This window comes from Modestobacter excelsi, from assembly GCF_005930495.1.
Lineage (GTDB): Bacteria > Actinomycetota > Actinomycetes > Mycobacteriales > Geodermatophilaceae > Modestobacter > Modestobacter excelsi.
In genome coordinates this window covers 46,390-71,644 of the sequence record NZ_SJEX01000002.1, presented here as the reverse complement: position 1 = coordinate 71,644, position 25,255 = coordinate 46,390, and the positions used below count along the sequence as shown (strand labels likewise).

General features: G+C 75.2%; 23 protein-coding genes and 1 tRNA gene. 9 read left to right on the top strand and 15 right to left on the bottom strand.

Translation table 11 applies throughout. The annotated features are described in order from the left end of the window. Nucleotides 1-29: 29 nt before the first annotated feature. Complete coding sequence (locus FHL80_RS01465) at nucleotides 30-896, top strand: type IV toxin-antitoxin system AbiEi family antitoxin (RefSeq protein ID WP_138731697.1); 867 nt, start codon at nucleotides 30-32, stop codon at nucleotides 894-896. Between the two features lie 87 nt (nucleotides 897-983). On the opposite strand, the gene rsmI is transcribed toward FHL80_RS01465, so the two are convergent. Then, nucleotides 984-1,823, bottom strand: a complete 840-nt coding sequence (gene rsmI / locus FHL80_RS01460; RefSeq protein ID WP_138731696.1) for a 16S rRNA (cytidine(1402)-2'-O)-methyltransferase — start codon at nucleotides 1,821-1,823, stop codon at nucleotides 984-986. 104 nt (nucleotides 1,824-1,927) lie between these two features. Between rsmI and FHL80_RS01455 the strand changes: the two genes are divergently transcribed. After that, entirely contained in the window at nucleotides 1,928-3,451 is a 1,524-nt protein-coding gene (locus tag FHL80_RS01455; RefSeq protein ID WP_138731695.1) for a dolichyl-phosphate-mannose--protein mannosyltransferase, read from the top strand. A 21-nt stretch (nucleotides 3,452-3,472) separates the two neighbouring features. On the opposite strand, the gene FHL80_RS01450 is transcribed toward FHL80_RS01455, so the two are convergent. From FHL80_RS01450 to FHL80_RS01420, 7 genes are read right to left on the bottom strand one after another with little or no spacing between them, the layout of a single operon-like run. Then, entirely contained in the window at nucleotides 3,473-4,174 is a 702-nt protein-coding gene (locus FHL80_RS01450; RefSeq protein WP_138731694.1) for a PIG-L deacetylase family protein, read from the bottom strand. Continuing rightward, entirely contained in the window at nucleotides 4,167-4,715 is a 549-nt protein-coding gene (locus tag FHL80_RS01445; RefSeq protein WP_138731693.1) for a hypothetical protein, read from the bottom strand. Before FHL80_RS01445 ends, FHL80_RS01450 begins: the two co-directional genes overlap by 8 nt. Next, nucleotides 4,712-5,554 carry an HAD family hydrolase gene (locus FHL80_RS01440; RefSeq protein ID WP_138731692.1) on the bottom strand — a complete coding sequence of 281 codons (843 nt, stop codon included), beginning with the start codon at nucleotides 5,552-5,554 and terminating at the stop codon, nucleotides 4,712-4,714. The genes FHL80_RS01445 and FHL80_RS01440 overlap by 4 nt, the downstream gene beginning before the upstream one ends. Continuing rightward, nucleotides 5,551-6,699 carry a non-hydrolyzing UDP-N-acetylglucosamine 2-epimerase gene (wecB, locus tag FHL80_RS01435; RefSeq protein WP_138731691.1) on the bottom strand — a complete coding sequence of 383 codons (1,149 nt, stop codon included), beginning with the start codon at nucleotides 6,697-6,699 and terminating at the stop codon, nucleotides 5,551-5,553. Before wecB ends, FHL80_RS01440 begins: the two co-directional genes overlap by 4 nt. Then, the gene (locus FHL80_RS01430; protein ID WP_138731690.1) at nucleotides 6,696-7,760 is read right to left on the bottom strand and encodes an ATP-grasp domain-containing protein; all 1,065 of its coding nucleotides are present in this window, start codon (nucleotides 7,758-7,760) and stop codon (nucleotides 6,696-6,698) included. Before FHL80_RS01430 ends, wecB begins: the two co-directional genes overlap by 4 nt. Beyond that, nucleotides 7,757-8,857 carry an archaeosortase/exosortase family protein gene (locus tag FHL80_RS01425; RefSeq protein ID WP_138731689.1) on the bottom strand — a complete coding sequence of 367 codons (1,101 nt, stop codon included), beginning with the start codon at nucleotides 8,855-8,857 and terminating at the stop codon, nucleotides 7,757-7,759. Before FHL80_RS01425 ends, FHL80_RS01430 begins: the two co-directional genes overlap by 4 nt. Further along, on the bottom strand, nucleotides 8,857-10,311 hold the full coding sequence (locus tag FHL80_RS01420) for a glycosyltransferase family 2 protein (protein ID WP_246078381.1): 1,455 nt from the start codon (nucleotides 10,309-10,311) through the stop codon (nucleotides 8,857-8,859). Before FHL80_RS01420 ends, FHL80_RS01425 begins: the two co-directional genes overlap by 1 nt. Before the next feature lie 170 nt (nucleotides 10,312-10,481). Here FHL80_RS01420 and FHL80_RS25160 point away from each other — a divergent pair, with 170 nt between their 5' ends. From FHL80_RS25160 to FHL80_RS01405, 3 genes are all read left to right on the top strand, one after another. Beyond that, nucleotides 10,482-10,751, top strand: a complete 270-nt coding sequence (locus FHL80_RS25160) for a MarR family transcriptional regulator (RefSeq protein WP_216870335.1) — start codon at nucleotides 10,482-10,484, stop codon at nucleotides 10,749-10,751. Nucleotides 10,752-10,797: 46 nt separating this feature from the next. Continuing rightward, entirely contained in the window at nucleotides 10,798-12,081 is a 1,284-nt protein-coding gene (locus FHL80_RS01410) for an MFS transporter (protein WP_138731687.1), read from the top strand. Between the two features lie 117 nt (nucleotides 12,082-12,198). Beyond that, entirely contained in the window at nucleotides 12,199-12,981 is a 783-nt protein-coding gene (locus tag FHL80_RS01405) for an enoyl-CoA hydratase/isomerase family protein (RefSeq protein ID WP_138731686.1), read from the top strand. Nucleotides 12,982-13,025: 44 nt separating this feature from the next. Here FHL80_RS01405 and FHL80_RS01400 read toward each other — a convergent pair. From FHL80_RS01400 to FHL80_RS01380, 5 genes are all read right to left on the bottom strand, one after another. After that, nucleotides 13,026-13,099: transfer RNA gene (locus tag FHL80_RS01400), tRNA-Ala, on the bottom strand. Nucleotides 13,100-13,169: 70 nt separating this feature from the next. Then, nucleotides 13,170-13,874, bottom strand: coding sequence for a divisome protein SepX/GlpR (sepX, locus tag FHL80_RS01395; RefSeq protein WP_138731685.1), 705 nt, complete (start codon nucleotides 13,872-13,874; stop codon nucleotides 13,170-13,172). Between the two features lie 232 nt (nucleotides 13,875-14,106). Then, a complete protein-coding gene (locus tag FHL80_RS01390; RefSeq protein WP_281283415.1) occupies nucleotides 14,107-14,658 on the bottom strand; it encodes a GNAT family N-acetyltransferase in 552 nt (183 codons plus the stop codon). A 67-nt stretch (nucleotides 14,659-14,725) separates the two neighbouring features. Next, entirely contained in the window at nucleotides 14,726-16,216 is a 1,491-nt protein-coding gene (gene glp, locus FHL80_RS01385) for a molybdotransferase-like divisome protein Glp (protein ID WP_216870334.1), read from the bottom strand. Between the two features lie 113 nt (nucleotides 16,217-16,329). After that, nucleotides 16,330-17,274, bottom strand: a complete 945-nt coding sequence (locus FHL80_RS01380; protein WP_138731683.1) for a UTP--glucose-1-phosphate uridylyltransferase — start codon at nucleotides 17,272-17,274, stop codon at nucleotides 16,330-16,332. A 201-nt stretch (nucleotides 17,275-17,475) separates the two neighbouring features. Here FHL80_RS01380 and FHL80_RS01375 point away from each other — a divergent pair, with 201 nt between their 5' ends. The 3 genes from FHL80_RS01375 to FHL80_RS01365 all read left to right on the top strand — a co-directional run bounded on the left by FHL80_RS01375 (nucleotide 17,476) and on the right by FHL80_RS01365 (nucleotide 21,089). Continuing rightward, nucleotides 17,476-18,720 carry a CaiB/BaiF CoA transferase family protein gene (locus tag FHL80_RS01375; RefSeq protein ID WP_138731682.1) on the top strand — a complete coding sequence of 415 codons (1,245 nt, stop codon included), beginning with the start codon at nucleotides 17,476-17,478 and terminating at the stop codon, nucleotides 18,718-18,720. Beyond that, a complete protein-coding gene (locus FHL80_RS01370) occupies nucleotides 18,717-20,243 on the top strand; it encodes a carboxyl transferase domain-containing protein (protein ID WP_138731681.1) in 1,527 nt (508 codons plus the stop codon). Before FHL80_RS01375 ends, FHL80_RS01370 begins: the two co-directional genes overlap by 4 nt. A 261-nt stretch (nucleotides 20,244-20,504) precedes the next feature. Beyond that, entirely contained in the window at nucleotides 20,505-21,089 is a 585-nt protein-coding gene (locus FHL80_RS01365) for a hypothetical protein (protein ID WP_138731680.1), read from the top strand. 25 nt (nucleotides 21,090-21,114) lie between these two features. Here FHL80_RS01365 and FHL80_RS01360 read toward each other — a convergent pair whose 3' ends face one another. Further along, nucleotides 21,115-22,140: an LLM class flavin-dependent oxidoreductase gene (locus FHL80_RS01360; protein ID WP_138731679.1), complete on the bottom strand. Its 1,026-nt coding sequence runs from the start codon at nucleotides 22,138-22,140 to the stop codon at nucleotides 21,115-21,117. A 43-nt stretch (nucleotides 22,141-22,183) separates the two neighbouring features. Beyond that, the gene (locus FHL80_RS01355; protein ID WP_138731678.1) at nucleotides 22,184-22,666 is read right to left on the bottom strand and encodes a MarR family winged helix-turn-helix transcriptional regulator; all 483 of its coding nucleotides are present in this window, start codon (nucleotides 22,664-22,666) and stop codon (nucleotides 22,184-22,186) included. A 118-nt stretch (nucleotides 22,667-22,784) separates the two neighbouring features. Between FHL80_RS01355 and FHL80_RS01350 the strand changes: the two genes are divergently transcribed. Further along, the gene (locus FHL80_RS01350) at nucleotides 22,785-25,178 is read left to right on the top strand and encodes an ATP-binding cassette domain-containing protein (RefSeq protein ID WP_138731677.1); all 2,394 of its coding nucleotides are present in this window, start codon (nucleotides 22,785-22,787) and stop codon (nucleotides 25,176-25,178) included. The last annotated feature ends 77 nt before the right edge of the window (nucleotides 25,179-25,255 follow it).

Below are 25,255 nucleotides of genomic sequence, written 5' to 3'. Positions count from 1 at the left end.
GAGGGGCGCTGGTCGGGCACGGTTCCCGGGTGTCCGTGCCCGCACCACCGGAGCTCCTCGCCGGCCCGTTCCGTGGCTCCGCCGCGGTGCGGCGCGGGCTGCTGACCGCCCGGCAGCTGCGGCACCGGTCGTGGCGGCGGCTGTTCCCTGACGTCTACGTGCACGCTGAGCTGCCGGTGACGCACCTGCTGCGCGTCCAGGCGGCCGCGGTGCTCCGGCCCGATGCCGTCGTCACCGGTGCCAGCGCCGCCGTCCTGTGGGGCGTCGACCTGGCCGGCCCGGAGGACGACGTCGAGGTCACCCTGCCGCCGGGCAGCCACCCCGTGCGGGTCAGCGGGCTGCGCGTCCGACGGGAACCGATCCCCGACCAGTCGCTGTGCCGACGCCGTGGCGTGCGCACCACCACCCCGGAGGCGACCACCGTCTCCGTCGCCCGCCACCTGCCCCTGGACGACGCCGTCGCCGCGATCGACCAGATGGTGGTGTCTGGGAAGGTCGACCTGGAACCGGTACGTGCCGCTGCCCGGGAGCTCACCGGACGCGGGTGCCGCCGCGTGCGCGAGGCGAGTGCGCTGGCCGACGGGCTGGCCGAGTCGCCGCAGGAGACGCACCTGCGGTTGCTCCTGGTCCGGAGCGATCTGCCTGTCCCCGTCGCGCAGTTCCGGGTGCGCCACGGCACGGTGTTCGTGGCGCGGGTGGACTTCGGGTGGCCCGACCGGCGGCTGGCCGTCGAGTACGACGGGACCTGGCACGCGGAGCCCGGCCAGTTCCGCGAGGACCGGCGACGCCTCAACCGCATCCAGGCAGCCGGTTGGCGGGTCTTCTTCGTGACCGCCGCCGACCTGCACCGTCCGGCCGACCTGCTGGCGAGGCTGGGCGCGGCGCTGAGCCGTTGAGCCAAACAGCCGCTGAGAGTGCGCTCGTCGTCGTCCTGCGGCGCGGATGGTGACGATCAGCGCACTCTCGGCGCGCGAAGGGCGGGGTCAGGGGGTCTTGGCGGCGACGACGGCGTCGTAGACCACCCGGCGGGACAGCCCGGTGCGCCCCACGACCGTGCGGATGGCCTCCTTGCGGTCGGCACCGGCGGCCTCCTCGGCCGCCACCTCCGCGGCGAGCTCGGCCGGCGACATCGACACCGGCCCGGCGACGGCGCCCGCGACGACCAGGGTGATCTCCCCGCGCACGCCCTCGGCGGCCCAGCTCGCCAGCTCGCCCAGCGGCCCGCGGCGGACCTCCTCGTGGGTCTTGGTCAGCTCGCGGCAGACGGCGGCCGGACGGTCGGCACCGAAGGCGCCGGCGGCGTCGGCCAGCGCCTCGGCGAGCCGGTGCGGCGACTCGTAGAACACCATCGTGCGGAGCTCCCCGGCCAGCGCGGCCAGCGCGGCCCGGCGCTCACCGCCCTTGCGCGGCAGGAACCCCTCGAAGCAGAACCGGTCGGTCGGCAGCCCGGACACGGCCAGCGCGGTGACGACGGCGGACGGGCCGGGCACCGAGGTGACGGCGATGTCCGCCTCGATCGCGGCCCGCACCAGCGTGTACCCGGGGTCGGAGACCGAGGGCATGCCGGCGTCGGTGAGCAGCAGCACCGTGGCACCGTCCCGCATGGCGGCCACCAGCCCGGGCAGCCGGGCCTGCTCGACCGACTCGTAGAAGCTGACCAGCCGCCCGGTGAACGTCACCCCGAGGTCGGCGGCCAGCCGGTGCAGCCGGCGGGTGTCCTCGACGGCGAGCACGTCGGCGGTGGCCAGCACCTCGCGCAACCGGGGGCCGACGTCGCCGGGCTGCCCGAGCGGCGCACCACCGAGCACGAGACGTCCCGTCATGCCCCGACCCTGCCACGACCGATCCCCTCGGCCTGCCTGCAGGGGCCCGGCGCGAGCCTGCGAGTGCCGGGGGGCAGGCAGGTCCTTTGTCTACCCTGGCGCCCATGGCGGTGCTGACCCCCGAGCGGACGGAGTCGGCTCCCGAGGACCCGCGGCCGCGCCGGCTCCCCGCACTCCCCCGGCCGCGCCGCCAGTCCACCCCGCCGCTCCCCCGCGACCGCCGGCTGGCCGCCGTCCTCACCGCGGTGCTCGGGGTGGCCACGCTGGTGACCCGGCTGTGGGACATCAGCTACCCGGCGGACCTGGTCTTCGACGAGGCGTACTACCCGCCCGAGGCCCGGGAGGTCCTGGAGCTCGGGTACGAGTACAACCGCGGCTACACGTTCATCGTCCACCCGCCGCTGGGCAAGCTGCTGATCGCGGTCGGCGAGCACTTCTTCGGCTACGACTCGTTCGGCTGGCGGCTGCCCAGCGCGGTGGCCGGCACCATCGCCGTCGTCGTCCTGACCCGGCTGGCGCGGCGGCTGACCGGCTCGACCCTGCTCGGCCTGGTGGCCGGTCTGCTGCTCGCGCTGGACGGGCTGTCGTTCAGCCTCGGCCGGATCGGGCTGCTCGACGTCTTCCTGCAGATGTTCGTGGTGTGCGCGGTCAGCTGCCTGGTGGTCGACCGGGACCAGGTGCGGGCCCGGGTGCGCGACGGCGCGGCCCGGGTGACGCGGAGCGGGTTCGCGCTCGGTCCGCGGACCTGGCGGCTGGCCGCCGGCGTGCTGTTCGGTTGCGCCTGCGCGACCAAGTGGAGCGGCGTCTACTTCCTGGCCTTCTTCGCACTGCTCTCGCTGTGGTGGGACCGGTCGGCGTGGCGCGAGGCGGGCGTCGCCCGGCCGACGGCCGTAGCGCTGCGCCGCGGTCTGCCGGGCGCCGCGTGGGCCCTCGGCGTCCTGCCGGTACTGGCCTACCTGGCGACGTTCACCGGCTGGTTCCGCGGCGAGGACTCCCAGGGCCGGCACTGGGCCGAGCAGCACCCGGACACCGCGTTCCCGTTCGTCCCGGGCGCCCTGCGCTCGCTGTGGCACATGCACGGCGAGTGGCTGCGGTTCCACAACGGGCTGTCGACGCCGCACCCGTGGCAGTCCGAGCCGTGGTCGTGGCTGGTCGACGGCCGCCCGATCCTGCTGTGGAACCCCCAGGGGCTCACCGACCCCGAGGGCAACCAGGTGATCCGGTACATCCTGATGCTCGGGACGCCGACGCTGTGGTTCGCGTTCGCCCCGGCGCTGGTGTGGCTGGTCTGGCGGCTCGTCGCGCGCCGCGACCCCACCGCGCTGACCGTCGGCGTCGGCATCGCCGCGGGCTGGCTCACCTGGTTCGTCAACCTCGACCGGACCATGTTCATCTTCTACATGGCACCGGTGCTGCCGTTCTTCGTGCTGGCGGTGACCCTGGTGCTGCAGGACGTGCTCGGTGCCGCCCGGGCCAGCGCGCTGCGCCGCCGGATCGGGCTCGCGGCGGTCTGCCTGTACCTCGCCGCGGTGGCGATGACCTTCGTCTTCTTCTACCCGATCCTCACCGGGCAGCCGCTGTCGCACGCGGAGTGGGCCCAGCGGATGTGGTTCCCCTCCTGGTTCTGACGCCCCGGGACCCAGCCGGGATCAACGGACGGCGACCGACGGGAAGCCTGCCGGGACGAGCCGGTGGGCCTCCGGGATCTCCTCGACGGGGTGCCGCGGCGCAGGCGCCAGGTCCAGCACCATCCGGGTGGGGGCGAACGCCTCCGCGTAGCCGATCCGCGCCTGGGCGCCCCAGTGCCGGGCGGAGGCGACGACGGCGTCCGGCTCCACCATGGCCGACATCTCCACCTGCGAGGCGTGCGCCCCGAGCGCGGCCAGCTTGCCCGACAGGTAGGCGGTGACGTCGACGAATGTGGTCGGGCTGAAGGTCAGGGTCGAGGGGCTCTGGTAGTGCAGCACCCGGGACAGGCGGCGGGCGGCCGACAGCGTGGCCGCCGCGGTGGCCCGGTGGTCCTGGTGGCTGTCGTCGGGGGCGTGCACGTAGACGACGTCGGCGTCGGTCTCGGCCAGGGCCCGCTCGACGACGGCGACCGTGGCGGCGTCCGGGGTGAGCGTGCAGTCGCGCAGCCCGCCCCACAGCAGCCCGGCACCGAGGGTGCGGGCGGCCCGCTCCTGCTCGGCACGGCGGCCGACGACCGCCGCGTCGTCGCCGGGGCCGTTCTCCCCGCCGGTCATCACCAGCATGGTCACGGCGTCCCCGGCCGCGGAGTGGGCCAGCAGGGTCCCGCCGCACCCGAGCTCGATGTCGTCGGGGTGCGCCCCGACGGCCAGGACCCTACGCATCGTCCCGGCCTCCCTCGGTGCGGACGGTGGTGGGCAGCGGCCGGCGGCGGGCCCGGTGCAGGGCCACCGCGCCGATCACGCCGGCGCCGACCAGCACGATCGCCGGCCCGGTGCCGTTGCCCTCCGCGGGCAGCTCGGTCGAGGCCGGGCAGCGCTTGGCGTTCATGGTCGCGACCACGGAACTGCCACCGACGGTCCAGGACACCGAGTTCCCGGTCGTGAACGCGACGGTGAACACCCCGCGGTGGACGCCCGGCTGGAACGTGGTCGGCTGCTCGCCGTTCCGCGCGCTCGGCCGCAGCACGTTCTCGGGACCGACGGCCCAGGTCACGGGGGCGTTGCTGCTGTTCGAGTAGCCCATCAGCGCCGTCCACCCGGCCGCGCCGTGGAGCTTCGTGACGCACTCGAACAGCGGGGTGACCACGCCGGACTGGGCGACGGCCGTACCCGGGGCGGCCAGGAGCCCGACGAGGCCGATGACCGCGACCAGACCGGTACGGGCGGCACCGGCGCGCCGGCGCATCCTGGACTCCATGCTCATGATCGGTGTCCTCGCTCCGGAGGCGGCTCATCCGCCCGTCCCGACCTCATCGGCGGGGACGGCGGGGAGCTGGAGCGCGGGTGCGCAGCGTCACCCGAGCGGGTGGTCACACCGCGTCCGCCGGTGACCGCAGCTCCCAGCACGCCGAGCGCCAGGTCGGCCGCTGCCGGGAAGGAGCCGGCGACCGCCCAGGCCGACGGCGAGTCGGGGGCGGCCGCGTACTCCCCCTGCCGGACCCGGATCGCCCGGGCGCCCACCGCCGCGGCCACCGCGACGTCCTTGCCCGGCCGGTCACCGATGACCAGCAGCCGCGCCGCCGGTACGCCCAGCGCCGACGCGACCGCCTCGATGCCCGCGGGGTGCGGCTTGCGGACTCCCCGCCCGCCGAGGGCGTCGGTGACGACGACGACCGGCAGCAGCGGCAGCAGGCCGGTCGCGGTCAGCTTCGCCGCCTGGATCACCGGGTTGCCGTCGGTGAGGCAGGCCAGCGGCGCGGCGGCGGCCAGTGCGCGCAGCGCCTCCTCGACCCCGGGGTACGGCACGAGCCGGGGCGGGGTGTGCCCGGTGAACGTCGCCACCAGCGCCGGGACGTACCCGGGCAGCTCGGCGGCGGGCACGCCCACGGCGAGCAGCGCCCGGTCGATGGTGCCGCCGGCATCGGACCCGGTGGCGAGCTCGCGCCGCAGCGCGGCGTGCACCGCACCGCCGTCCAGCCCGGCGGCCCCGGCCGCCTCCCCCACCGCCGCGGCGGCCGACGCCAGGTACTCCGCCTGCGGGTACAGCGTGTCGTCGAGGTCGACGACCACGCCCAGCGGCGGGGGCCCCGACCAGCCGGTCACCACGGCAGGCGACCGTCGGTGAAGTCCGGCTCGTCGAGCGCCAGCAGGGCATCGGTCCGCTCGTCGGCCAGGACGGCGGCGACCTGCGCGCCCGTCGTCCCGTCGCCGTAGGGGCACGGCACCGTCACGGCCCGCTCCTGGCCTTCGAGGCTGGTGTGGCCGGCGGCTGCGGTCAGCACGGCCGCAGCCGCCCGGTCGTCGGCCAGCCCGGCGAGGGTCGTCGTCCCCGCCTCCACGCCCTCCCACCGCGGGGTCGAGCCGCGCAGCACCACGACCGGCACGCCCAGGTACGCCGCCTCCTCCTGGATCCCGCCGGAGTCGGTCACCGCCAGCCGCGCGGACGCGAGGGCGGCGAGCAGGACGTCGTGGGCCACCGGCCCGGTGAGGGTGATCCGCGGGTGGTCCAGCGCGTCGGCGAGCCCGGCGGCGGCGAGGCGGGACCGGGTGCGCGGGTGCACCGGGAACGTCACCGGCCCGACCTCCTCGGCGAGCCCCCGGACCACGGCGACCAGACGGGCGAGGCGGACGGGGTCGTCCACGTTGGTGGGCCGGTGGGCGGTGACCAGCACGCCGGAGCGCTCGGCCGGCGGGACCCGCCGGACCCCCCGCGCGACGAGGGTGTCGATCACCGGGTTGCCGACGACGAAGACGCGCTCGGGGTCGACCCCCTCGGCGGAGAGGAACGCCGCGGCCCGCTCGGTGGGCGCGAAGTGCAGCTGGGCGGCTGCGGCGGCGACGCGCCGGTTCACCTCCTCCACGCTGCGCGGGTTGAGGCTGCGCAGGCCGGCCTCGAGGTGCGCGAACGGCACGCCGGCGGCGCGCGCGGCCAGGGCGTAGGCGGGCACCGTGGCGGTGTCCCCGAGCGCCAGGACGACGTCCGGCGCGGACCGGGCGACCGCCCGCGCCGCGTCGGCGTGCAGCGCGCCCGCCCGCTCGGCCGGGTCGGTCGGCAGCCGGAAGCGGTGCCCGGGGGTGAGCCCCAGCGCCGTCTGCAGCTCCGAGCCCATCGCCGGGTCGGTGTGCTGGCCGGTGTCCACCACGCTGACCCGGTGCCCGGCGGCCTGCAGGGCGCTGACGACAGGAGCCAGCTTGACGACCTCGGGACGGGTGCCGAACGGCACGAGCAGGTGCCGCCGGCGGCTCATGCGTGGACCGCCGCCGGGACGCAGGGATCAGCGACCGGGCTGCCGTCCTCGCTGGCGTAGGTCTCGGCGAAGTAGCGGCTCATCGAGACACCCGGCCGGAAGGACAGGTCCGGGAGCGGCGCGTCCGGCTCGCGGACCCCGGTCAGGTAGGCGGCGACGACGTCGGCCCCGGCTGCGAGGGTCAGCGGCAGCCCGCCGGAGAAGCGCGGGTTGATCTCGACGACGGTCACCGCCCCGTCGTCGGCGACGAAGCCCTGCACGTTGGCCGGCCCGGTCAGCCCCACCGCGGCCAGCGCCCCGGCGACGACGGCGGTGACGGCGGCGGAGGTGAACGTCCGGCCCTTCACCGAGATGCCGGCCTTGGTCTCCTCCCGCCACCGCGGGACGACGACGCGCAGCCCTCCGGCCCGGTCGACGAGGGCGTCGGCGGTGAACTCCCGGCCGGCCAGCCGGGTCTGGGCGATGAGGTCGGCACCCTCGCGCAGTGCCGCGGCGACCTCGGCCCGGTCGTCGAGCAACCGCACCCCCCGGCTGCCCCGGCCCGCGCGGGGCTTGACCACCCACGGACCGGGGACGCCGGCGAGCTCGTCCGCCGCGGTGGCCGGGTGCGGCACGCCGGCGGCCGCCATCCGCCGGGCGAAGGCCTCCTTGTCGCAGCACAGGTCCACGGCGGCCAGCGCCGGCAGCCAGCTGGCGATGCCGGCCGCGGCCAGCCGGTCGGCGCCGGCGGTCAGCTGCGGCAGCTCCTCGGCCACGGTGCTGACGAGCGCGTCGGCCCCCTGCGCGGCCGCGACCCCGAGGAGCGCGTCCACGAAGCGCGGGTGGTCCCCGCGCGGCACGGTCACGCCCACGGTGGCCAGTGCGCCCCCGGCCGCCGCGGGGTCGGCATCGGCGGCCACCACCCGGTGGCCGAGCGCGACCAGGCGGCGGATCACCGCGACGCCGGCCGGTCCGCCGGCGCCGGTGACCAGCACGGCCGGGGCACCGCCGTCCGGGTGCACCGTGGGCGCGGGTCCCGGGGCGGCGGGAGCCGACCGGGGCTGGGGCAGGGCGGAGGTCATCGTGGGTCCTGGATCGGTAGGAGGGGCGTCGGCCGCACCGGCGGCCGGGACAGGGCGGAGCGGGGCACCGGCAGGGTGTCGTCCATCGGCGGGACCCCGGGCACCGAGCGCGGCAGCAGCCAGCCCCGGGCCCAGAGCCGCAGCGCGGCCACCCGGGGGCCGGTGACCGGTTCCCACTGCCGGGCGGCGACGGCCTCGGCGAGGACGCCCAGGACGTAGGGGTCCTCGTCGTAGGTGGCCACGGCGATGAGCGAGGCGGAATGGACCCCGAGGCCGTCGGCGACCAGGGCCCGGACCCGCTCGGCCCGCTCGGCCGGGAGCAGGTGCCCGATCCGGTAGTCGATGCGGTCGGCCTCCCGGCGAGCGGCCAGCCACGCCGCGGTTCGGCGCGGCAGCACGTAGCGGTACAGCGCGCCGGTCAGGTTCCAGCGCCGGGACACGATCGGCGTCGGGTCGTCCGCGAGCCGGTAGCCCAGGCCCGGCCGCGCCCAGCTGTCCGGCCGGCGGGCGGTGTGCCGGCCGGCGACGTCCTGCTCGGCGCGCTCGGCGGTGGGCAGCGTGATGCAGATCATCAGCAGGAAGCCGCCCAGGGTCGCCGCCAGGTTCCAGACGGTGCCCACCCAGTCGTGGAAGAGGACGAGAGCCGGCGTGCCCCACGCCAGCCCGGCGAGGGTGGAGGCGAGCAGCCGCAGGTGGTTGAGCGCCAGCAGCGCGGCGACGGCGACGACCAGCCCGGCCACCGCGTGGTGGCGCCGGCTCCGCAGCACGACGGCGGTCAGCGCGGTCAGCCCGAGCACGGACAGGATCGAGGAGCAGGACGCGGTGACCTCGGCCAGGATGACCTCACCGTCGGGCCGGAAGACCAGGACGTGGCGCGGCAGGCTGCCGGAGACGGAGTCGACGCCGAGCAGGCCGAGCACCTGGGCCACCCAGCGGGCCTCGTGCTCCTGGAGGAAGCCGGCGCCGTACCGGTAGCCGACCGCGCAGATCGCCACCGCCAGCAGCAGGTCGACCAGCACCGGCCGCAGCCGCCGGCTGCTGCGCCGGGACTGCCGGTGGCGGTGCCGCCCGTCGGGGAGCACGTCCGTCCCGGCCATCACGCACCGGTCCCGGAGGCGGCCGGCGCGGCGGGCGGCGGGACGGTCCGGACCGTCGAGGTGGCGCCGGACCGCGTCGTCTTCACCCAGGTGTACGGGCGGCCGAGCATGCCGTCGAGGTAGGCGCGGGTGGTGACCCAGATCGACAGCGCGAAGGCCGGGAGGAAGCCGAGCAGCCGCCAGGCGGCGCGCCGCTCGACCCGTCCGACGAGCAGCCCGACGGAGAGCTCGGCCAGCGGTCCGATGAACAGCAGCATGGACAGCGGGAGCACCCCGACAGCCGGCAGGTCGCCGATGCCGAAGGCACGCAGCACGGTCAGCAGCAGCCCGATCCCGCTGAGCAGCGGCACGTGGTAGACGAGCAGGAACAACGTCGTCTCGACCTTCTCGACCCCGGACAGGTGCGGGGACCGCATGAGCGGGCGCCAGTGGTCCCGGAAGCACTTCTGGTGACCCCGCGCCCAGCGGTAGCGCTGCTTCCAGAACCGCTGGGCGCTGACCACCGCCTCCTCGAAGTCGACGGCGGACAGGTCGTAGCGGACCCGCTCGCCGGCCAGCAGCACGCGCAGGGTCAGGTCGGTGTCCTCGGTGACCGAGTGCGGGTTCCACCCGCCCAGGCGCCGCAGCGTCGTCATCCGGACCGCGCAGTTCGCCCCGCCGTACGCCGGCAGCTCGAACAGCGCCTGCCGGCCGTACTCGTTGACCAGGTAGCCGGACAGGTAGTCGACGAAGACCGTCCCGGCCATCTGGGAGTCCCGGCCGTTGCGGACGACGCAGCGGCCCATGACCGCGCCGACGACCGGGTCCCGGAAGTGGCGGACCAGGCGGCGCAGCGACGCCTGGTCCGGCTCGTGGTCGGCATCGAAGACGACGGCGACCTCGGCGTCGACCAGGCCGAGGGCGTCGTTGAGGGCACCGGACTTGCCGCCGCCGGAGCCGGGCGCGCGGTGCAGGACGCGCAGCCGCGGTTCGCGCGCGGCCCAGCCGTCCAGCCGGGCGCCGGTGCTGTCGTCGGACCCGTCGTCGACGACCACCAGGGTGAGCCGGTCCACCGGGTAGTCCAGCGCGAGCAGTGCGGTGACCATGCCGTCGACGACGAGCTCCTCGTCCTTGCAGCCGACGAAGACCGCGACCGAGGGGGTGTAGCCGTCCAGCCCGACGTCGGCGGCGAGCATGTCGTTCTCGGCCCAGCGCGCCGCGGCGACCGAGAAGGCGAGGTGCCGGCAGAAGTAGACGCCGAAGACGACGTTGAGCAGGCCGGCGACGACGCCGAGGGTGCGGTCGAGGCCAAAGCTGAGCGCGACCAGGGCGAAGCCGACGACGTAGGCCAGCAGGACCAGCCTGCGCCCCTCCGGCGCGGTCGCGTGCGGGTCGGCGGCCGGTGCGACGGCGGCCGGGGGCACGTCGGCGGCAGCGGGCTGCGCCTCGTCGTCCACGGCTGTCCCGGTGACCACGGCTGCCCCCTCTGCCATTCCGCCCGCGTGGGGCCCACTCCCCCTGTCCGGTGGGTCATCGGCACTGCGACCTGCGTCCTTGAGCGGAGCAGGGCTCCCCCGGCGGCGAGCCGTGTCTGCTCGGTCACCCGGACTGGCGGGGACACATAGTTGGGTTGTACAACTGAACGGTGGACGTCGACCGCGGGCAGCTCGCCGAGCAGCTGGACGACGTGGTCATCGGGCTGCGCCGGCTCACCCTGGACCGCCAGGGGCTGAGCCAGCCCTCGATGACCGCGCTCGTCAGCCGGCTCGTCGACGCCGGCCCGGTGCAGCGGCGCACCGACCCCGGCGACGGCCGGGCGGTGCTGCTCAGCCTCACCGCGGCTGGTGCGGAGCTGCTGGACCGGCGTCGCGAGGACCGCGCCGCCCGGCTGGCCGGCGCCCTTCCCCACCCCTGAACCGGAGGAACTCGTGTCCGCACACGGCGGCGCCAGCACCACGAGCATGTCAGCCCAACCCAAGGCGGTCTTCGCGGTCGCCTTCGCCTGCGTCGTCAGCTTCATGGGCATCGGCCTGGTCGACCCGATCCTCCCGGCGCTGTCCGCGCAGCTGGACGCCACGCCCAGCCAGGTCAGCCTGCTGTTCACCAGCTACCTGGTGGTCACCGCGGTCGCGATGCTCGGCACCAACTGGGTGTCCAGCCGGATCGGCGCCAAGAGGACGCTGATCACCGGCCTGGCCGTGATCGTCGTCTTCTCCGCCCTGGCCGGGCTGTCCGGCTCGATCAACGAGATCGTCGGCTTCCGCGCCGGCTGGGGCCTGGGCAACGCGCTGTTCATCGCCACCTCGCTGGCGGTCATCGTCGCCTCGGCCTCCGGTGGCTTCGCCGGTGCGATCGTCCTCTACGAGGCCGCACTCGGCCTCGGCATCGCGGCCGGTCCGCTGGTCGGCGGCCTGCTGGGCGACGTCAGCTGGCGGGGGCCGTTCTTCGGCGTCGCCGTCCTCATGGCGATCGCACTGCTGGCCACCGTCGTGCTGCTCGACGCCACGCCCAAGCCGGCCGAACCGACCCCGCTGTCGGCACCGCTGAGGGCGCTGCGGCACCGCAGCCTGCTGACCATGAGCCTGACCGCCCTGTTCTACAACTGGGGCTTCTTCACCATGCTGGGCTACGCGCCCTACCCGATGGAGCTCTCCGCGATCCAGCTCGGCTTCGTGTTCTTCGGCTGGGGGCTGCTGGTCGCGTTCTTCGCGGTCATCGGTGCGCCCCGGCTGCAGGCCCGCTTCGGCACCGCGCCCTCGCTGTACGGGGCACTCGGTCTCTTCGCCGTCCTGCTGCTGCTGATCGGCCTGTTCACCGACGTCCGCTGGGCGCTGATCACCTGCGTGATCGCCTCCGGCATCGTCGTCGGGATCAACAACACGCTGACCACCCAGGCGGTCATGCTCGTCTCGCCGGTGCCCCGCCCGGTCGCCTCGGCCGCCTACGGCTTCGTCCGGTTCCTCGGCGGCGGCCTGGCGCCCTACGCCGCCGGCAAGCTGGCCGAGCACTACGGCCTGCACGTGCCCTTCGTCGTCGGCGCGGTCGCCGTGGTGCTGGCCATCGCCGTGCTGTCCACCGGCCACCGGATGCTCACCGCGGCCGACGCGGAGATGGCCGCCGGCTCCGGGGAGCCCGACGACGTCGCCGGGGAGGTCGCCGACGAGTTCGGCGGCGCGCCCGGCGCCATCGACCAGGAGGTCGAGCCGGAGCTGGTGGCCCGGAGGGATTCCGCCACCCGCTCCTGAGGGACCTCCTGCACACGCGACGCCCCGGTCACCGGCGACCGGGGCGTCGTTGCGTCCCCAGCGGGGACGCCGACCGGCCCCTAGCGTGAGGGCTCCGACGACAGGGAGCTCCCCACGATGACCGGACCGGTGACCACCGCGCTGGACGGCGACGTCTGGCACCTCACCCTCGACAACCCCACGGCGGGCAACGTCGTGGACCAGGCGATGGCCGAGCAGCTCGGTGCAGCGATCGCGCAACGGCCCGCCGGCGCCCGGGCGGTGCTGCTGACCGCCACCGGACCGAGGTTCTGCGTCGGCGGGGACGTCCGCGCCTTCGCGGCCGCCGCGGACGACCTGCCCGAGGTCATCGGCCGGCTCGCGCAGACCTGGCACGGGACGATCCGGGCCCTGCTGTACTGCGAGGTCCCGGTGGTGGCCGGCGTGCACGGCGCGGTGGCCGGCGCCGGGCTCGGCCTGCTCGGCGCCTGCGACATCGTGGTCTGCGCCCGCAACACCAAGCTGCGGCCGGCCTACGGCGGCCTCGGCCTCACCCCCGACGGCGGGACGTCGTGGGCGCTGACCCGGGCACTGGGGGCACCGCGCGCGCTGGAGCTGATGCTCACCGACGGCACGCTCAGCGCCGCCGACGCGCACCTGTTCGGCCTGGTCGCCCGGCTGGTCGACGACGACGAGCTGCTCGACGTCGTCACCGCCCTGGCCCACCAGGTGGCGGCCGGACCTATCAGGTCGATGGTGCGCACCCGCGGGCTGGTCCGCCGGGCGGCGGTCCGCACGCTGGAGGAGCAGCTCGTGGACGAGGAGCGGCTGATCCGGGTGTCCGCCACGGACCCGGAGAGCCGGGAGGGCGTCACCGCGTTCCTGGAGGGACGCCGACCGGACTTCCCCGGCGCGGGCTGAGGAGATGCGTCAGGCCGGGCCCGATGGGCCCGGCCTGACGAGGGTGGAGCTGAGGGGAATTGAACCCCTGACCCCCTCGATGCGAACGAGGTGCGCTACCGGACTGCGCCACAGCCCCTCGGACGGAGAGCCTACCGTCCCCCTTCCCGGCGCCGACACGGGGTCGGCGGCCAGGAGGGTCCTTCCTGTCAGCCGTTGGCCGCGCGGGGCCGGTAGACGTCGATCTCGGCGAAGCCGATGTCCTCGTCGTCCAGCCCGACGACGGCGCTCTGCTGCCAGCCGGCCGAGACCGGCGTGCGGGCGGCGACCACCCGGCCGGGGCGCAGCGGGTGCACCGGGGCCAGCGGCGCGCTGGGGTGGACCGGTCCGGTCTCGGCGGTGACCACCGGGCCGGGCCGGGCGGCGGGACGCTGCGCGGCGGGCCGCTGCGGCATCGGCCAGGCCTCCGGGGCGCGGCTGCGCGGCCGCTGCGCGGCCCGGGCCCGGCGGCGGGCCGCGGCCCGCCGCTCGCGCTGCGCTGCGGCCCGGATCACCATGAGGTAGCCGACCACGGCGACGTCGAGGAGCACCTGCGGCGCCCACAGCCAGGAGCGGTAGGTCAGCGCGCCGACCAGCGCCAGGACGGCCAGGGCGACCAGGCCGGCCAGCGTGCGGCGGCGGACCGCGTGCACGTCGACCTTGAGCTCACCGCTGCTCACCAGCGTGGCCCGGTCGATCGTCACCCGCTCGGTCTCGGCGTGCACCACCGGGTCCACCGGACGGCGCCGTTGCAGGGTGCGGCCCGAGTCGGCCACGCCGGTCCCCGTGCGTGCGTCGCCCCGGGTGACCACCATCGGCACCAGGACCACGAACCACAGCACGACGAGAGCGGCCAGCAGAACGCCCGATCCCATCACTTCCACCCCGATCCATCCGTGGCACACCGTGACGGCCCCATCCCTGGGGCCACTCGAGTCACATCCGTCACTCGGCAGTCAAGGTAAGCGCCTGGACTGCCGATATCCGGGACGTTCTCCGGTGTGTCGGCGCGTCGCGCCCGATGTGTTGGCGTGTCGGGGTCCGCCGCGGGTCTTGCAGCGGTGACGGAGGGTCAGCGATCAGGGAGCACTGCCGCCCCCGACCGGCTCAGCGCGGCGCCTGCGCCCGCCACCGGGTGAGCAGGCTCCCCGCGGTGTCCTCGACCAGCAGTGCGTACGCGAGGTGGTCGCGCCAGGCCCCGTCGATGTCCAGGTAGCTGCGGAACAACCCCTCCTGGCGGAAGCCCAGCCGCTCGACCAGCCGGCGGCTCGGCCCGTTCTCCGGCCGGATGTCGGCCTGCAGCCGGTGCAGCCCGACCGGGCCGAAGGCGTGGTCGCAGACCAGCGCCACCGCCAGCGAGGCGATCCCCCGGCCGGCGACCGCGGAGTCCACCCAGTAGCCGAGGTGCCCGGACCGCAGCGCCCCCCGGACGACGTTGTCGACCGTCACCTGACCGGCCAGCCGGCCGTCGACGAACAGCGCGAAGGGCAGCGACATCCCGACCCGCGCCCGCCGTCCGGCGGCCCGCCGCATCGCGCGGTAGGCGGCCGGGGTGTGCCGGTCGCGCCAGGGCACCGGTGAGGACGGCTCCCAGGGCGTCAGCCACGCCTCGTTCGCCGTCCGCACCCGGGCCCACTCGCGGGCGTCGGCGCGGCGCAGCGGCTCGAGGACGACCGGTCCCCAGCCCAGCCGAGCCGGCCAGCCGGGGTGCAGCGCCGGGTCCAGCTCAGCCTCCGAGGAGCATCGGCATGACCGTCACCAGCCCGCCGGCGGACACCTCGGTGACGTCCTCGTCGACCACGATCAGGCAGTTGGCGCGGGCCATCCGGGCCAGCATCGCCTGGTCGCCGTCGCCGATGGGCTCCACGACGTACCCGCCGTCGGGGTGCCGCATGACCTGGCCGTGCAGGTACTGCCGGTACCCCAGCGGGGAGAGCAGCTGCTGGGCCGAGACGGCCTGCACCGTGCGGCGGAACAGCTGCCGCTTGCCCAGCATCAGCCGGATCGCCGGGCGGACGAAGACCTCGAAGGCGACCAGCGCGGCGACCGGCTCGCCGGGCACGCAGATGACCGGGACACCGGTCGGTCCCAGCGTGCCGAAGGCGTGCACCGGGCCCGGGTGCATCGCGACCTGGGTGAACGACAGCCCACCGAGCTCGTCGAGGGCCTCCTGCAGGACGTCCGGTGCGCCGGTGGCGAAGGTGCCGGCGATCAGGACGACGTCGCTGCGCAGCGACTGCCCCTCGATCAGCTCGACCATCCGGCGCCTGTCGTTGGGCAGGATGCCGCCGCGGTAGGCCTCGGCTCCGGCGTCCCGGGCCGCGGCGGCCAGCGCGTAGCTGTTGACGTCGACCTGCTGCCCGGGGCCGACGGTGGCGCCCACGTCGACCAGCTCGTCCCCGGCGCACAGCACGGCGATCCGCGGGCGCGGGCGCACCGCCACCCGCTCCCGGCCGACAGCGGCCAGCAGGCTGATCTGCGCCGGGCCGATCGGGGTGCCGATCTGCACGGCCGTGTCGCCGGGGCTCACGTCGTCCCCGATCCGGCGGACGTAGCTGCCCGGCGCCAGCGCGGCGTAGACCTGCACCCGGGCGAGGCCCTGGTCGGTCCAGGCGGCCGGGACGACGACGTCGGCCCCGGCCGGCAGCATCGCGCCGACGGCCACCTTCTGCGCCAGCCCGGCGGCGATGGCGGTGGTCTCGGCCGACCCCGCGGAGGTCTCCCCCACGACGGCCAGCACGGTCGGCACCTCGACCGTGGCGGTGGTGGTGTCCGCGGCGCGGACGGCGTACCCGTCCAGGCCGGCCTGGTCGAAGGCCGGCAGGGCGCGGGAGCTGGTGACCAGCTCGGCGCAGAGCAGACCCTGGGCGTCCAGGACGGCGAGCTCGATCGGGGCCGGCTGCGGCACGGCGCCCAGGATGTCGTCCAGGTGCTGCTCGACCGAGCGCAGCCGCACCCCGGAGACGTCCACCGAGCCGGTGTCGGCCAGCGGGTCGGGGGTGCGGTCACCGGTGGCGATGGCCGGTGAGGGGACCCGGTCGGAGGCGAACATCTCCCGGTCGACCTGCACCGTGTCGGAGCCGACGGCCGCCGGGCGCTCAGCCGTGACCAGCTGGCCCTCCCGCCGCGGCTTGACCAGCTGCCCCTGACCGAGGTCGAGCTGGCTGGTGTCCCGGCCACCCCCGGAGAACCACCCGCGTGTGCTGTCGTCGTTCATCCCCACCACCGTCGTCCTTCGCGCCGTCGGGCCTGTCCCCCGTGGTCGAGGCGCGACCACGGCCGCCGATCGACGGACCTGCGCCTGACGATGGTGCCCTCTGGGAGGCCCGGTCAGGCCGGCGACGCGCCCTCGGCGGGCAGGTCGGCCACGAAGTCCCGCAGCCAGGGGCCGAACGCGGGGCCCAGGTCCTCCCGCTCGACGGCGAGCTGGACGACGGCCTTGAGGTAGTCCAGCTTGTCCCCGGTGTCGTAGCGCCGGCCGGAGAAGACGACGCCGTGCACCGGCACGCCGTCCTCGACCAGCTTGAGCATGGCGTCGGTCAGCTGGATCTCCCCGCCCCGGCCGGGCGGGGTCTCCCGGATCGCGGCGAAGACCTCCGGGGGGAGCACGTAGCGGCCGATGATCGCCAGCGAGCTGGGGGCCTCGTCGACCGGGGGCTTCTCGACCATGCCGGTGACCCGGAACACCTCGTCCTGCCCGGTGTCGCCGGAGACCTTCGCCTCCTCCACCGCGACCGCGCCGTACTTGGAGATGTTCTCCGCACCGACGTCGAGCAGCGCCACGACGGCACCGCCGTGCTCGGCCTGGACGGCGAGCATCTGCTCCAGCAGCAGGTCGCGGGCGTCGATGATGTCGTCCCCGAGGAGCACCGCGAACGGCTCGTCCCCGACGAAGGCCGCGGCCTGCAGCACCGCGTGACCCAGCCCCTTGGCCTCGCCCTGGCGGACGAAGTGCACCTGCGCGACGTCGGTGGAGGCGTGCACCGCGTCCAGCCGCGACTGGTCGCCCTTGGCCTCCAGCGCCGTCTCCAGCTCCGGGGTGCGGTCGAAGAAGTCCTCGATGCTGCCCTTGTTGCGGCCGGTGACCATGAGCACCTCAGGCAGCCCGGCGCGCGCCGCCTCCTCCACGATGTACTGCAGCGCCGGCCGGTCGACGACCGGCAGCAGCTCCTTGGGAACCGCCTTGGTGGCGGGGAGGAACCGGGTGCCCATCCCGGCAACGGGGAGGACGGCCTTGGTGGCCGGGCGCTGGCTCGGGGTGGACGGACTCGACATGGCGGGCAGCGTAACCAGCCAGCCGCCCCGGGCGACTCCCCCGACGTGGTGAGCGGTGAGGCGACGCCGCGCACGGTCCTGCCGGCCGGGGCGGCGTCCGCAGCCCGTCTGCCGGCTGGTGGCAGCTGGCCTCACGGGTCGCCCGGGCCTCTGAGAGGGTGACGGACGTCTCCGTCATCTTGCTGGAAGGACCCTGCCCCCGTGAGTGGCCCCCTGGACGGCGTCCTCGTCGTCGACCTCACCCGCGCCCTGGCCGGCCCGCACGCCGGGATGATGCTCGGCGACCTCGGTGCCCGGGTGGTCAAGGTCGAGACCCCCGGCGGTGGGGACGACAGCCGCGGCTGGGGCCCACCGTTCGTCGACACCCCGGGCGGGCGCGAGTCCACCTACTTCTTCTCCGCGAACCGCAACAAGGAGTCGATCGCCCTCGACCTCAAGGACGAGACGGACAAGGCCGTGCTCACCGAGCTGGTGCGCCGCGCCGACGTGCTGCTGGAGAACTTCCGTCCCGGCACGCTGGCCAAGCTCGGCTTCGGCACCGACGTGCTGGCCGAGCTGAACCCGCGGCTGGTGACCCTGGCGATCAGCGGCTTCGGCCACGACGGCCCCGAGGGCGGCCGCGCCGGCTACGACCAGATCGCCCAGGGCGAGGCCGGGCTGATGTCGATGACCGGCTCGGGGCCCGAGGACCCGCAGAAGGTCGGCGTCCCGATCAGCGACCTGCTGGCCGGCATGTACGGCGCCTACGGCGTGCTGGCTGCGCTGCTCGAGCGGGAGCGAACCGGCCGCGGCCAGGTGGTGCGGACCTCGCTGCTGGCCGCCGTCGTCGGGGTGCACGCCTACCAGGGGACCGCGCACACCGTGGGCGGCAAGGTCCCCCGCGGGCAGGGCAACCACCACCCCTCGATCTCGCCCTACGGCCTCTTCCACTGCGCCGGCGGCAGCGTGCAGCTGTCCTGCGGCAGCGAGGGGCTGTGGCGCCGGCTGTGCACCGAGTTCGGCCTGGACGCCGACGCCCCCGGGTTCGCCACGAACGGCGAGCGGGTCGCCCGCCGCGAGGAGGTCATCGAGCTGCTGGAGGGCGTCTTCGCCGACATCGAGGCCCCCGAGCTGCTGGCCCGGCTGGCAGCGGCCGGGGTGCCGGCGGGGAAGGTGCGGACCCTCGACGAGGTCTACTCCTGGGACCAGGTCGAGTCGCAGGGTCTGGTGATCAGCGTCGAGCACCCGACCGCCGGGCCGCTGACGTTGCCCGGCCCGCCGCTGCGCTTCTTCACGCCGGGCACGGACGGCGAGCAGGAGACGACCCGCCGGGACCACACCCCGCCGCCGGTGCTGGGCGCCGACGGCGAGGCGGTCCGGGCCTGGCTGTCGGGGTCGGAGCTGGGCGAGGCCGACGGGGTGCCGCAGCCCGAGGGCGACGACGTCGAGGACGGGCACGCCACGTGAGTTCCCGGCTCGACGCCCGGGGCCTGCGGGACCTGGTGCTCGACCCCGGGTCGTGGCGGTCGTGGGACACCCCGGTGCCGCCGCGCGCCGTGGACGACGACTACGCCCGCGACCTGGCGCTGGCCGCGGAGCAGACGCAGCAGGACGAGGCGGTGGTCACCGGCGCGGGGACGCTGCGCGGCCGGCCGGTCGCCGTCGTCGCCGGGGAGTTCGGCTTCCTCGCCGGCTCGATCGGGGTGGCGGCTGCCGAGCGGTTGATCTCCGCCGTGGAGCGGGCCACCGAGGAGGGCCTGCCGCTGCTGGCCGCACCCGTCTCCGGCGGCACCCGGATGCAGGAGGGCACCGTCGCGTTCCTGCAGATGATCGGCATCACCGCCGCCATCGCCCGGCACAAGGAGGCGGGGCTGCCCTACCTCGTCTACCTGCGCGGCCCCACCTTCGGCGGGGTGCTGGCGTCCTGGGGCTCGCTGGGTCACGTGACGATCGCCGAGCCCGGTGCCGCGATCGGGTTCCTCGGCCCCCGGGTCTACGAGGCGCTGTACGGAGACCCGTTCCCGGCCGGCGTGCAGACCTCGGAGAACCTGGCTTCGCGCGGGCTCATCGACGGCGTCGTCCCCCCGGACGAGATCGCCGACGTCGCCGACAAGGCGCTGCGGGTGCTGGCCGCCCGGGAGACCTGGCACCGCGGGGCAGCGGTGGAGGGGCCGGTCGAGGGTGACGGCACCGACGCCGACGACCCGGAGGACGGGCGCACCGCGTGGGAGGTCGTCACCGCCTCGCGGCGTCCGGACCGTCCCGGGGTGCGGCAGCTGCTGCGCACGGCGGCGACCGACGTCGTCACCCTGAACGGCACCGGTGCCGGCGAGTCCGACCCGGGCCTGCTGCTGGCGCTGGCCCGCTTCGGCGGGGCGCCGTGCGTGCTGCTCGGCCAGGACCGGCGCGGGCAGTCGCTGTCGGCACCGCTGGGGCCCGCCGCGCTGCGCGAGGCCCGGCGGGGCATGCGGCTGGCCGCCGAGCTCCGGCTGCCGCTGCTCACCCTGATCGACACCCCCGGCGCGGCGCTGTCGGTGGCGGCCGAGCAGGGCGGGCTGGCCGGGGAGATCGCCCGCTGCCTGCAGGACCTGGTGATGCTCCGCGCACCGACCCTGGCGGTGCTGCTCGGCCAGGGCACCGGTGGCGGGGCGCTGGCCCTGGTGCCCGCCGACCGGGTGCTGGCGACGGCCAACGGGTGGCTGGGCCCGCTGCCGCCGGAGGGCGCCTCGGCGATCGTGCACCGCACCGTCGACCGGGCCGGGGAGATGGCGGCCTCGCAGGGCGTGCGGGCCACCGACCTGTGGCGGGCCGGCATCGTCGACCGGGTCGTGCCCGAGCGGCCGGACGCGGCCGACGAGCCGGTCGAGTTCTGCATGCGCCTGGGCCGGGTGCTCGCCGAGGAGCTGGCCGGGCTGCTCGGCCGCGACGACGTCGAGCGGATGCGCAGCCGCGCCCGCCGGTGGCGGCACCTGGGCCACGCCGGCCGCTGACCCCGTCGCCCAGCAGTGATCAGGTCACCTGATCCACGGCCGTCCTCCCGCACCTACGTTCGTGCAGGGGGACGGCCGTTGGTGCGGTACGACGGCTGGCGGCAGTTCCTCGGCGACCCGGTGACCTGCCTCCGGCACCTGGCGTGACGTGGGCCGCTCACGACGGGGTTGCTGCGCCGAGGATCGGGCACGGTCGGGAGGGAGCCGGTGAGACCGTCCGGCTCTTCCCGCGGCTGACGCCCGCAACCTCCAGGAGACCTGATGTCCCACGACCAGCACACCGTCCTCCGCTCGATGCACGACCTCGGCCTGGCCACCTGGTTCGGCGGCAACCTGATGGGTGCCGTCGGCCTGAACAAGGCCGCCGCGGCCGCGCACGACAGCACCGAGCGCACCCGGCTGTCCTCGATCGGCTGGGCGGCGTGGTGGCCGGTGCAGGGCGCGGCCATGGCCGCCCACCTGGTCGGCTCGGTCGGCATGCTCCGCGCCGACCGCGGCCGGGTGGCCACCGACTCCGGCGCGACGGCGAACACGGTGCTCAAGAGCGTCCTCACCGTCGCCGCCATCGGGACGTCGGTGGCCAGCGGCGTGCTGGGCGCCAAGATCGGGGCCCAGGCGCCGACGCCCAGTGCGACCGCGACCGAGCCGAACGCCGCCACCCCGCCGGACGTCGCGGCGGCGCAGCGGGGCCAGAAGCCGCTGCAGTGGGTGAACCCCGCGCTGACCGGGGTGCTCATCGTGCTGGCGGCCCAGCAGGGCGAGCAGCAGCGGACCAGCTCCACCCTGCGCGGCGCCCTCGGCGCCGGCCTGACCAGCGTCAAGGCCGCCGTCCTGCGGGCCGCCTAGCCCGAGGACCCTCGGCGGGAGCCGGTCAGGCGGCCGGGCGCGCCGCCGCGGGCAGGCCCCACGCCTGGGCCAGGAGCTCGAGGCTGTGCAGCCGCTCGGCGACCCCGTGCGTCGAGGCGGTGACCATCAGCTCGTCGGCGCCGGTGTCCGCGGCCAGCTGCCGGAGGGCGGCGACCGCGGACCCCGGCCCGCCGATGATCGCGTTGCTGGGCATCGCCTCGGCGGCCGCGCGCTCCGGGTCGGCGACGGCCTCCTCCAGGCTGGGGACCGGCCGCAGCCGGTTGGTGCGGATGGACAGCCGCATCAGCTGACCGGGCAGCGCGAGCCGGCGGGCCTCCTCGTCGGAGTCGGCGACCAGCGTGTTGGCGGTGACGACGGCGTACGGCCGGTCGAGGACGGCGGAGGGCACGAACGTCTCGCGGTACAGGTCGAGCGCCGCGACCGTGTTCGGGTTGCCGAAGTGGTGGGCGAAGGTGAACGGCAGGCCGAGCTGCCCGGCGAGCTGCGCGGAGAACCCGCTGGAGCCCAGCAGCACCACCCGCGGCGCGGTGACCGCCGCCGGCGTGGCGCGGAAGCGCTCGGCCAGCCCCCCCTCCACCCGCTCGTCACCGAAGAGCCCGAGCAGGTCCAGCAGGTTGGTCGGGAAGTCCTCGGCGGACAGCGCCTTCGGGTCCCGACGCAGCGCGAGGGCGGTGTGCTGGTCGGTGCCCGGCGCCCGACCGATCCCCAGGTCGATCCGGCCCGGGTGCAGCGCCTCCAGAAGGGCGAACTGCTCGGCGACCACGAGCGGGGCGTGGTTGGGCAGCATCACCCCGCCCGAGCCGACCGCGATCTGCGCGGTCACCGCCGCGAGGTGGGCGATGAGCACCGGCGGGTTGGTGCTGGCCACGGCCGGCATGTTGTGGTGCTCGGCCACCCAGATCCGCCGGTAGCCCAGCCGGTCGGCGGCCTGCGCCACGCGCACCGTGTTCGCCAGCGCGTCGGCGGTCGACTGACCGGACCCGACGGTGGCCAGCTCGAGGACGGACAGGGGCAGCGGGGTCTCGGACATCACCGACGTCAACGCCGTCCCGGTGGACGGGCTTCCCGGGAGGTCAGCCGGCCTCGGGCACCCGCAGGGTGCGGTCGGGGTCCAGCCGGTCGAGGACCGCGCCCAGCGCCTCCTCCAGGGCGTCGGTCTGCGCGGGGCTGAGCGCGGCGAACAGACCCTCGCGCACCGCGGCCACGTGCCCGGGCGCCACCCGCGAGACGACGTCCCAGCCGGCGTCGGTGAGGACGGCGACGTTGCCCCGCCGGTCCTCGGTGGCCCGGACCCGGCGCACCCAGCCGCGCTCCTCCAGCCGGGCCACGGTGTGCGAGAGCCGGCTCTGCGACTGGTTCGCCGTCCGGGCTAGGTCGCTCATCCGGCGGCTGCGGTCCGGCGCCTCGGACAGCATGGCGAGCACGACGTAGGCCGCGTGGGTGAGCCCGGCGTCGCGCTGCAGCTGCGCGTCCAGCGTGCGGGGCAGCAGCTCGGTCACCGCCAGCCAGGCACGCCAGGTGCGCTGCTGCTGTTCGTCGAGCCACGGGGTGTCCACGGCCCGACGTTATCCGCCCGCTGGGCGCCGCGATCCGGTAGACAGCGGACCGTCGCCGTGCGCGCCCGATCGAGGGACACCGCCTGGTGCGGACGGCCCGCCGGACAGAGGAGAGACGATGAGCACGGCCACCAGCACGGACCCGCAGACCCCCGCGGTGCACCATGCCGACAGCCACGACCTGATCCGGGTGCTCGGCGCGCGGGTGAACAACCTCAAGGACGTCAGCGTCGAGATCCCCAAGCGCCGGCTGACGGTGTTCACCGGCGTCTCCGGCTCGGGCAAGAGCTCGCTGGTGTTCGACACGATCGCCGCGGAGTCCCAGCGGCTGATCAACGAGACCTACAGCGCCTTCGTGCAGGGCTTCATGCCGACGCTGGCCCGGCCGGAGGTCGACCTGCTGGAGGGCCTGACGACGGCGATCCTCGTCGACCAGGAGCGGATGGGCGCCAACCCCCGCTCCACCGTGGGCACCGCCACCGACGCCAACGCGATGCTGCGGATCCTCTTCAGCCGGCTCGGCACGCCGCACATCGGTCCCCCCACGGCGTTCTCGTTCAACGTCCCGACGCGGAGGGCGAGCGGGGTGATGAGCACGGAGAAGGCCGGCGGCCGGGTCGAGAAGGCCGTGGTGCGGGACGAGGTCTACATGGGCGGCATGTGCCCGCGCTGCGAGGGCATGGGCTCGGTCTCCGACTTCGACCTCACGGCGCTGTACGACGAGAGCAAGTCGCTGGCCGAGGGGGCGCTGACGGTCCCCGGCTACAGCATGGACGGCTGGTACGGCCGGATCTTCAGCGGCGCCGGCTTCGACATGGACAAGCCGATCAGGGAGTACACGAAGAAGGAGCTGCAGGACCTCCTCCACAAGGAGCCGACCAAGATCAAGGTCGAGGGCATCAACCTCACGTTCGAGGGTGTGATCCCGAGGATCCAGAAGTCGATGCTGTCCAAGGACGTCGACGCGATGCAGCCGCACATCCGCGCCTTCGTGGAGCGCGCGATCACGTTCCAGACCTGCCCCGAGTGCGACGGGACCCGGCTGACCCCGCAGGCCAGGTCGTCGACGATCGAGGGCAGGAACATCGCCGACCTCTGCGCGATGCAGATCAGCGACCTCGCCGGCTGGGTCCACGCGCTCGACGAGCCCTCCGTCGCCCCGCTCCTCACCGGTCTGCGGCACCTGCTCGACTCGTTCGCCGAGATCGGGCTGGGCTACCTGTCCCTCGACCGGCCGGCGGGGACGCTGTCCGGCGGTGAGGCCCAGCGCACCAAGATGATCCGCCACCTGGGGTCCTCGCTGACCGACGTCACCTACGTCTTCGACGAGCCGACCATCGGTCTGCACCCGCACGACATCGAGCGGATGGACGACCTGCTCCTGCAGCTGCGCGACAAGGGCAACACCGTGCTCGTCGTCGAGCACAAGCCCGAGACGATCGCGATCGCCGACCACGTCGTCGACCTGGGCCCCGGCGCCGGCACCGGCGGTGGCGAGATCGTGTACGAGGGCACCGTCGACGGGTTGCGCACCAGCGGCACGCTGACCGGCCGGCACCTGGACCAGCGGGTGTCCCTGAAGTCCTCGGTGCGCACCCCCACCGGGGCCCTCGAGGTGCGCGGCGCGGACACCCACAACCTCCGGGACGTGGACGTCGACGTCCCGCTCGGCGTGCTGGTGGTGCTCACCGGCGTGGCCGGGTCGGGGAAGAGCTCCCTGGTCCACGGTTCCGTCGCGACCCGGGACGGCGTGGTGGTGGTCGACCAGGGTGCGATCCGCGGCTCGCGGCGGAGCAACCCGGCCACCTACACCGGGCTGCTCGACCCCATCCGCAAGGCGTTCGCCAAGGCCAACGGGGTGAAGCCGGCGCTCTTCAGCTCCAACTCCGAGGGCGCCTGCCCGACCTGCAACGGCGCCGGCGTCATCTACACCGAGCTGGGTGTCATGGCCACCGTGGAGTCCCCCTGCGAGGAGTGCGAGGGGAAGCGGTTCCAGGCCTCCGTGCTGGAGCACACGCTCGGCGGCCGGGACATCGCCGAGGTGCTGGCCATGTCGGTGGACGAGGCCGAGGAGTTCTTCGGCGGCGGCGAGGCGCGCACGCCGGCCGCCCACACGATCCTGGACCGACTGGCCGACGTCGGGCTCGGCTACCTCACGCTCGGCCAGCCGCTCACCACCCTGTCCGGCGGCGAGCGGCAGCGGCTCAAGCTGGCCACCCGGATGGCGGAGAAGGGCGGCGTGTACGTCCTGGACGAGCCGACCACCGGCCTGCACCTGGCCGACGTCGAGAACCTGCTGGGCCTGCTCGACCGGCTCGTCGACTCCGGCAAGTCGGTCATCGTCATCGAGCACCACCAGGCGGTGATGGCGCACGCCGACTGGATCATCGACCTGGGCCCCGGCGCCGGCCGCGACGGCGGCCGGATCGTGTTCGAGGGCACGCCCGCCGACCTGGTCGCCGCCCGCTCCACGCTCACCGGTGAGCACCTCGCCACCTACGTGGGCGCATGAGCCCGTCCCCGCGGGCCCGGGGATGTGGACGACCCAGGGTCCGGCTCGGGAGGATGCGGACGTGCCGCCGCCTCCCC

Coding starts and splice junctions, on each gene's coding strand:
- rsmI (WP_138731696.1), bottom strand. CDS start 1,823: ATGACGGGACGTCTCGTGCTCGGTGGTGCGCCGCTCGGGCAGCCCGGC.
- FHL80_RS01455 (WP_138731695.1), top strand. CDS start 1,928: ATGGCGGTGCTGACCCCCGAGCGGACGGAGTCGGCTCCCGAGGACCCG.
- FHL80_RS01450 (WP_138731694.1), bottom strand. CDS start 4,174: ATGCGTAGGGTCCTGGCCGTCGGGGCGCACCCCGACGACATCGAGCTC.
- FHL80_RS01445 (WP_138731693.1), bottom strand. CDS start 4,715: ATGAGCATGGAGTCCAGGATGCGCCGGCGCGCCGGTGCCGCCCGTACC.
- wecB (WP_138731691.1), bottom strand. CDS start 6,699: ATGAGCCGCCGGCGGCACCTGCTCGTGCCGTTCGGCACCCGTCCCGAG.
- FHL80_RS01430 (WP_138731690.1), bottom strand. CDS start 7,760: ATGACCTCCGCCCTGCCCCAGCCCCGGTCGGCTCCCGCCGCCCCGGGA.
- FHL80_RS01425 (WP_138731689.1), bottom strand. CDS start 8,857: ATGGCCGGGACGGACGTGCTCCCCGACGGGCGGCACCGCCACCGGCAG.
- FHL80_RS01410 (WP_138731687.1), top strand. CDS start 10,798: ATGTCAGCCCAACCCAAGGCGGTCTTCGCGGTCGCCTTCGCCTGCGTC.
- FHL80_RS01405 (WP_138731686.1), top strand. CDS start 12,199: ATGACCGGACCGGTGACCACCGCGCTGGACGGCGACGTCTGGCACCTC.
- sepX (WP_138731685.1), bottom strand. CDS start 13,874: ATGGGATCGGGCGTTCTGCTGGCCGCTCTCGTCGTGCTGTGGTTCGTG.
- glp (WP_216870334.1), bottom strand. CDS start 16,216: ATGAACGACGACAGCACACGCGGGTGGTTCTCCGGGGGTGGCCGGGAC.
- FHL80_RS01380 (WP_138731683.1), bottom strand. CDS start 17,274: ATGTCGAGTCCGTCCACCCCGAGCCAGCGCCCGGCCACCAAGGCCGTC.
- FHL80_RS01365 (WP_138731680.1), top strand. CDS start 20,505: ATGTCCCACGACCAGCACACCGTCCTCCGCTCGATGCACGACCTCGGC.
- FHL80_RS01360 (WP_138731679.1), bottom strand. CDS start 22,140: ATGTCCGAGACCCCGCTGCCCCTGTCCGTCCTCGAGCTGGCCACCGTC.
- FHL80_RS01350 (WP_138731677.1), top strand. CDS start 22,785: ATGAGCACGGCCACCAGCACGGACCCGCAGACCCCCGCGGTGCACCAT.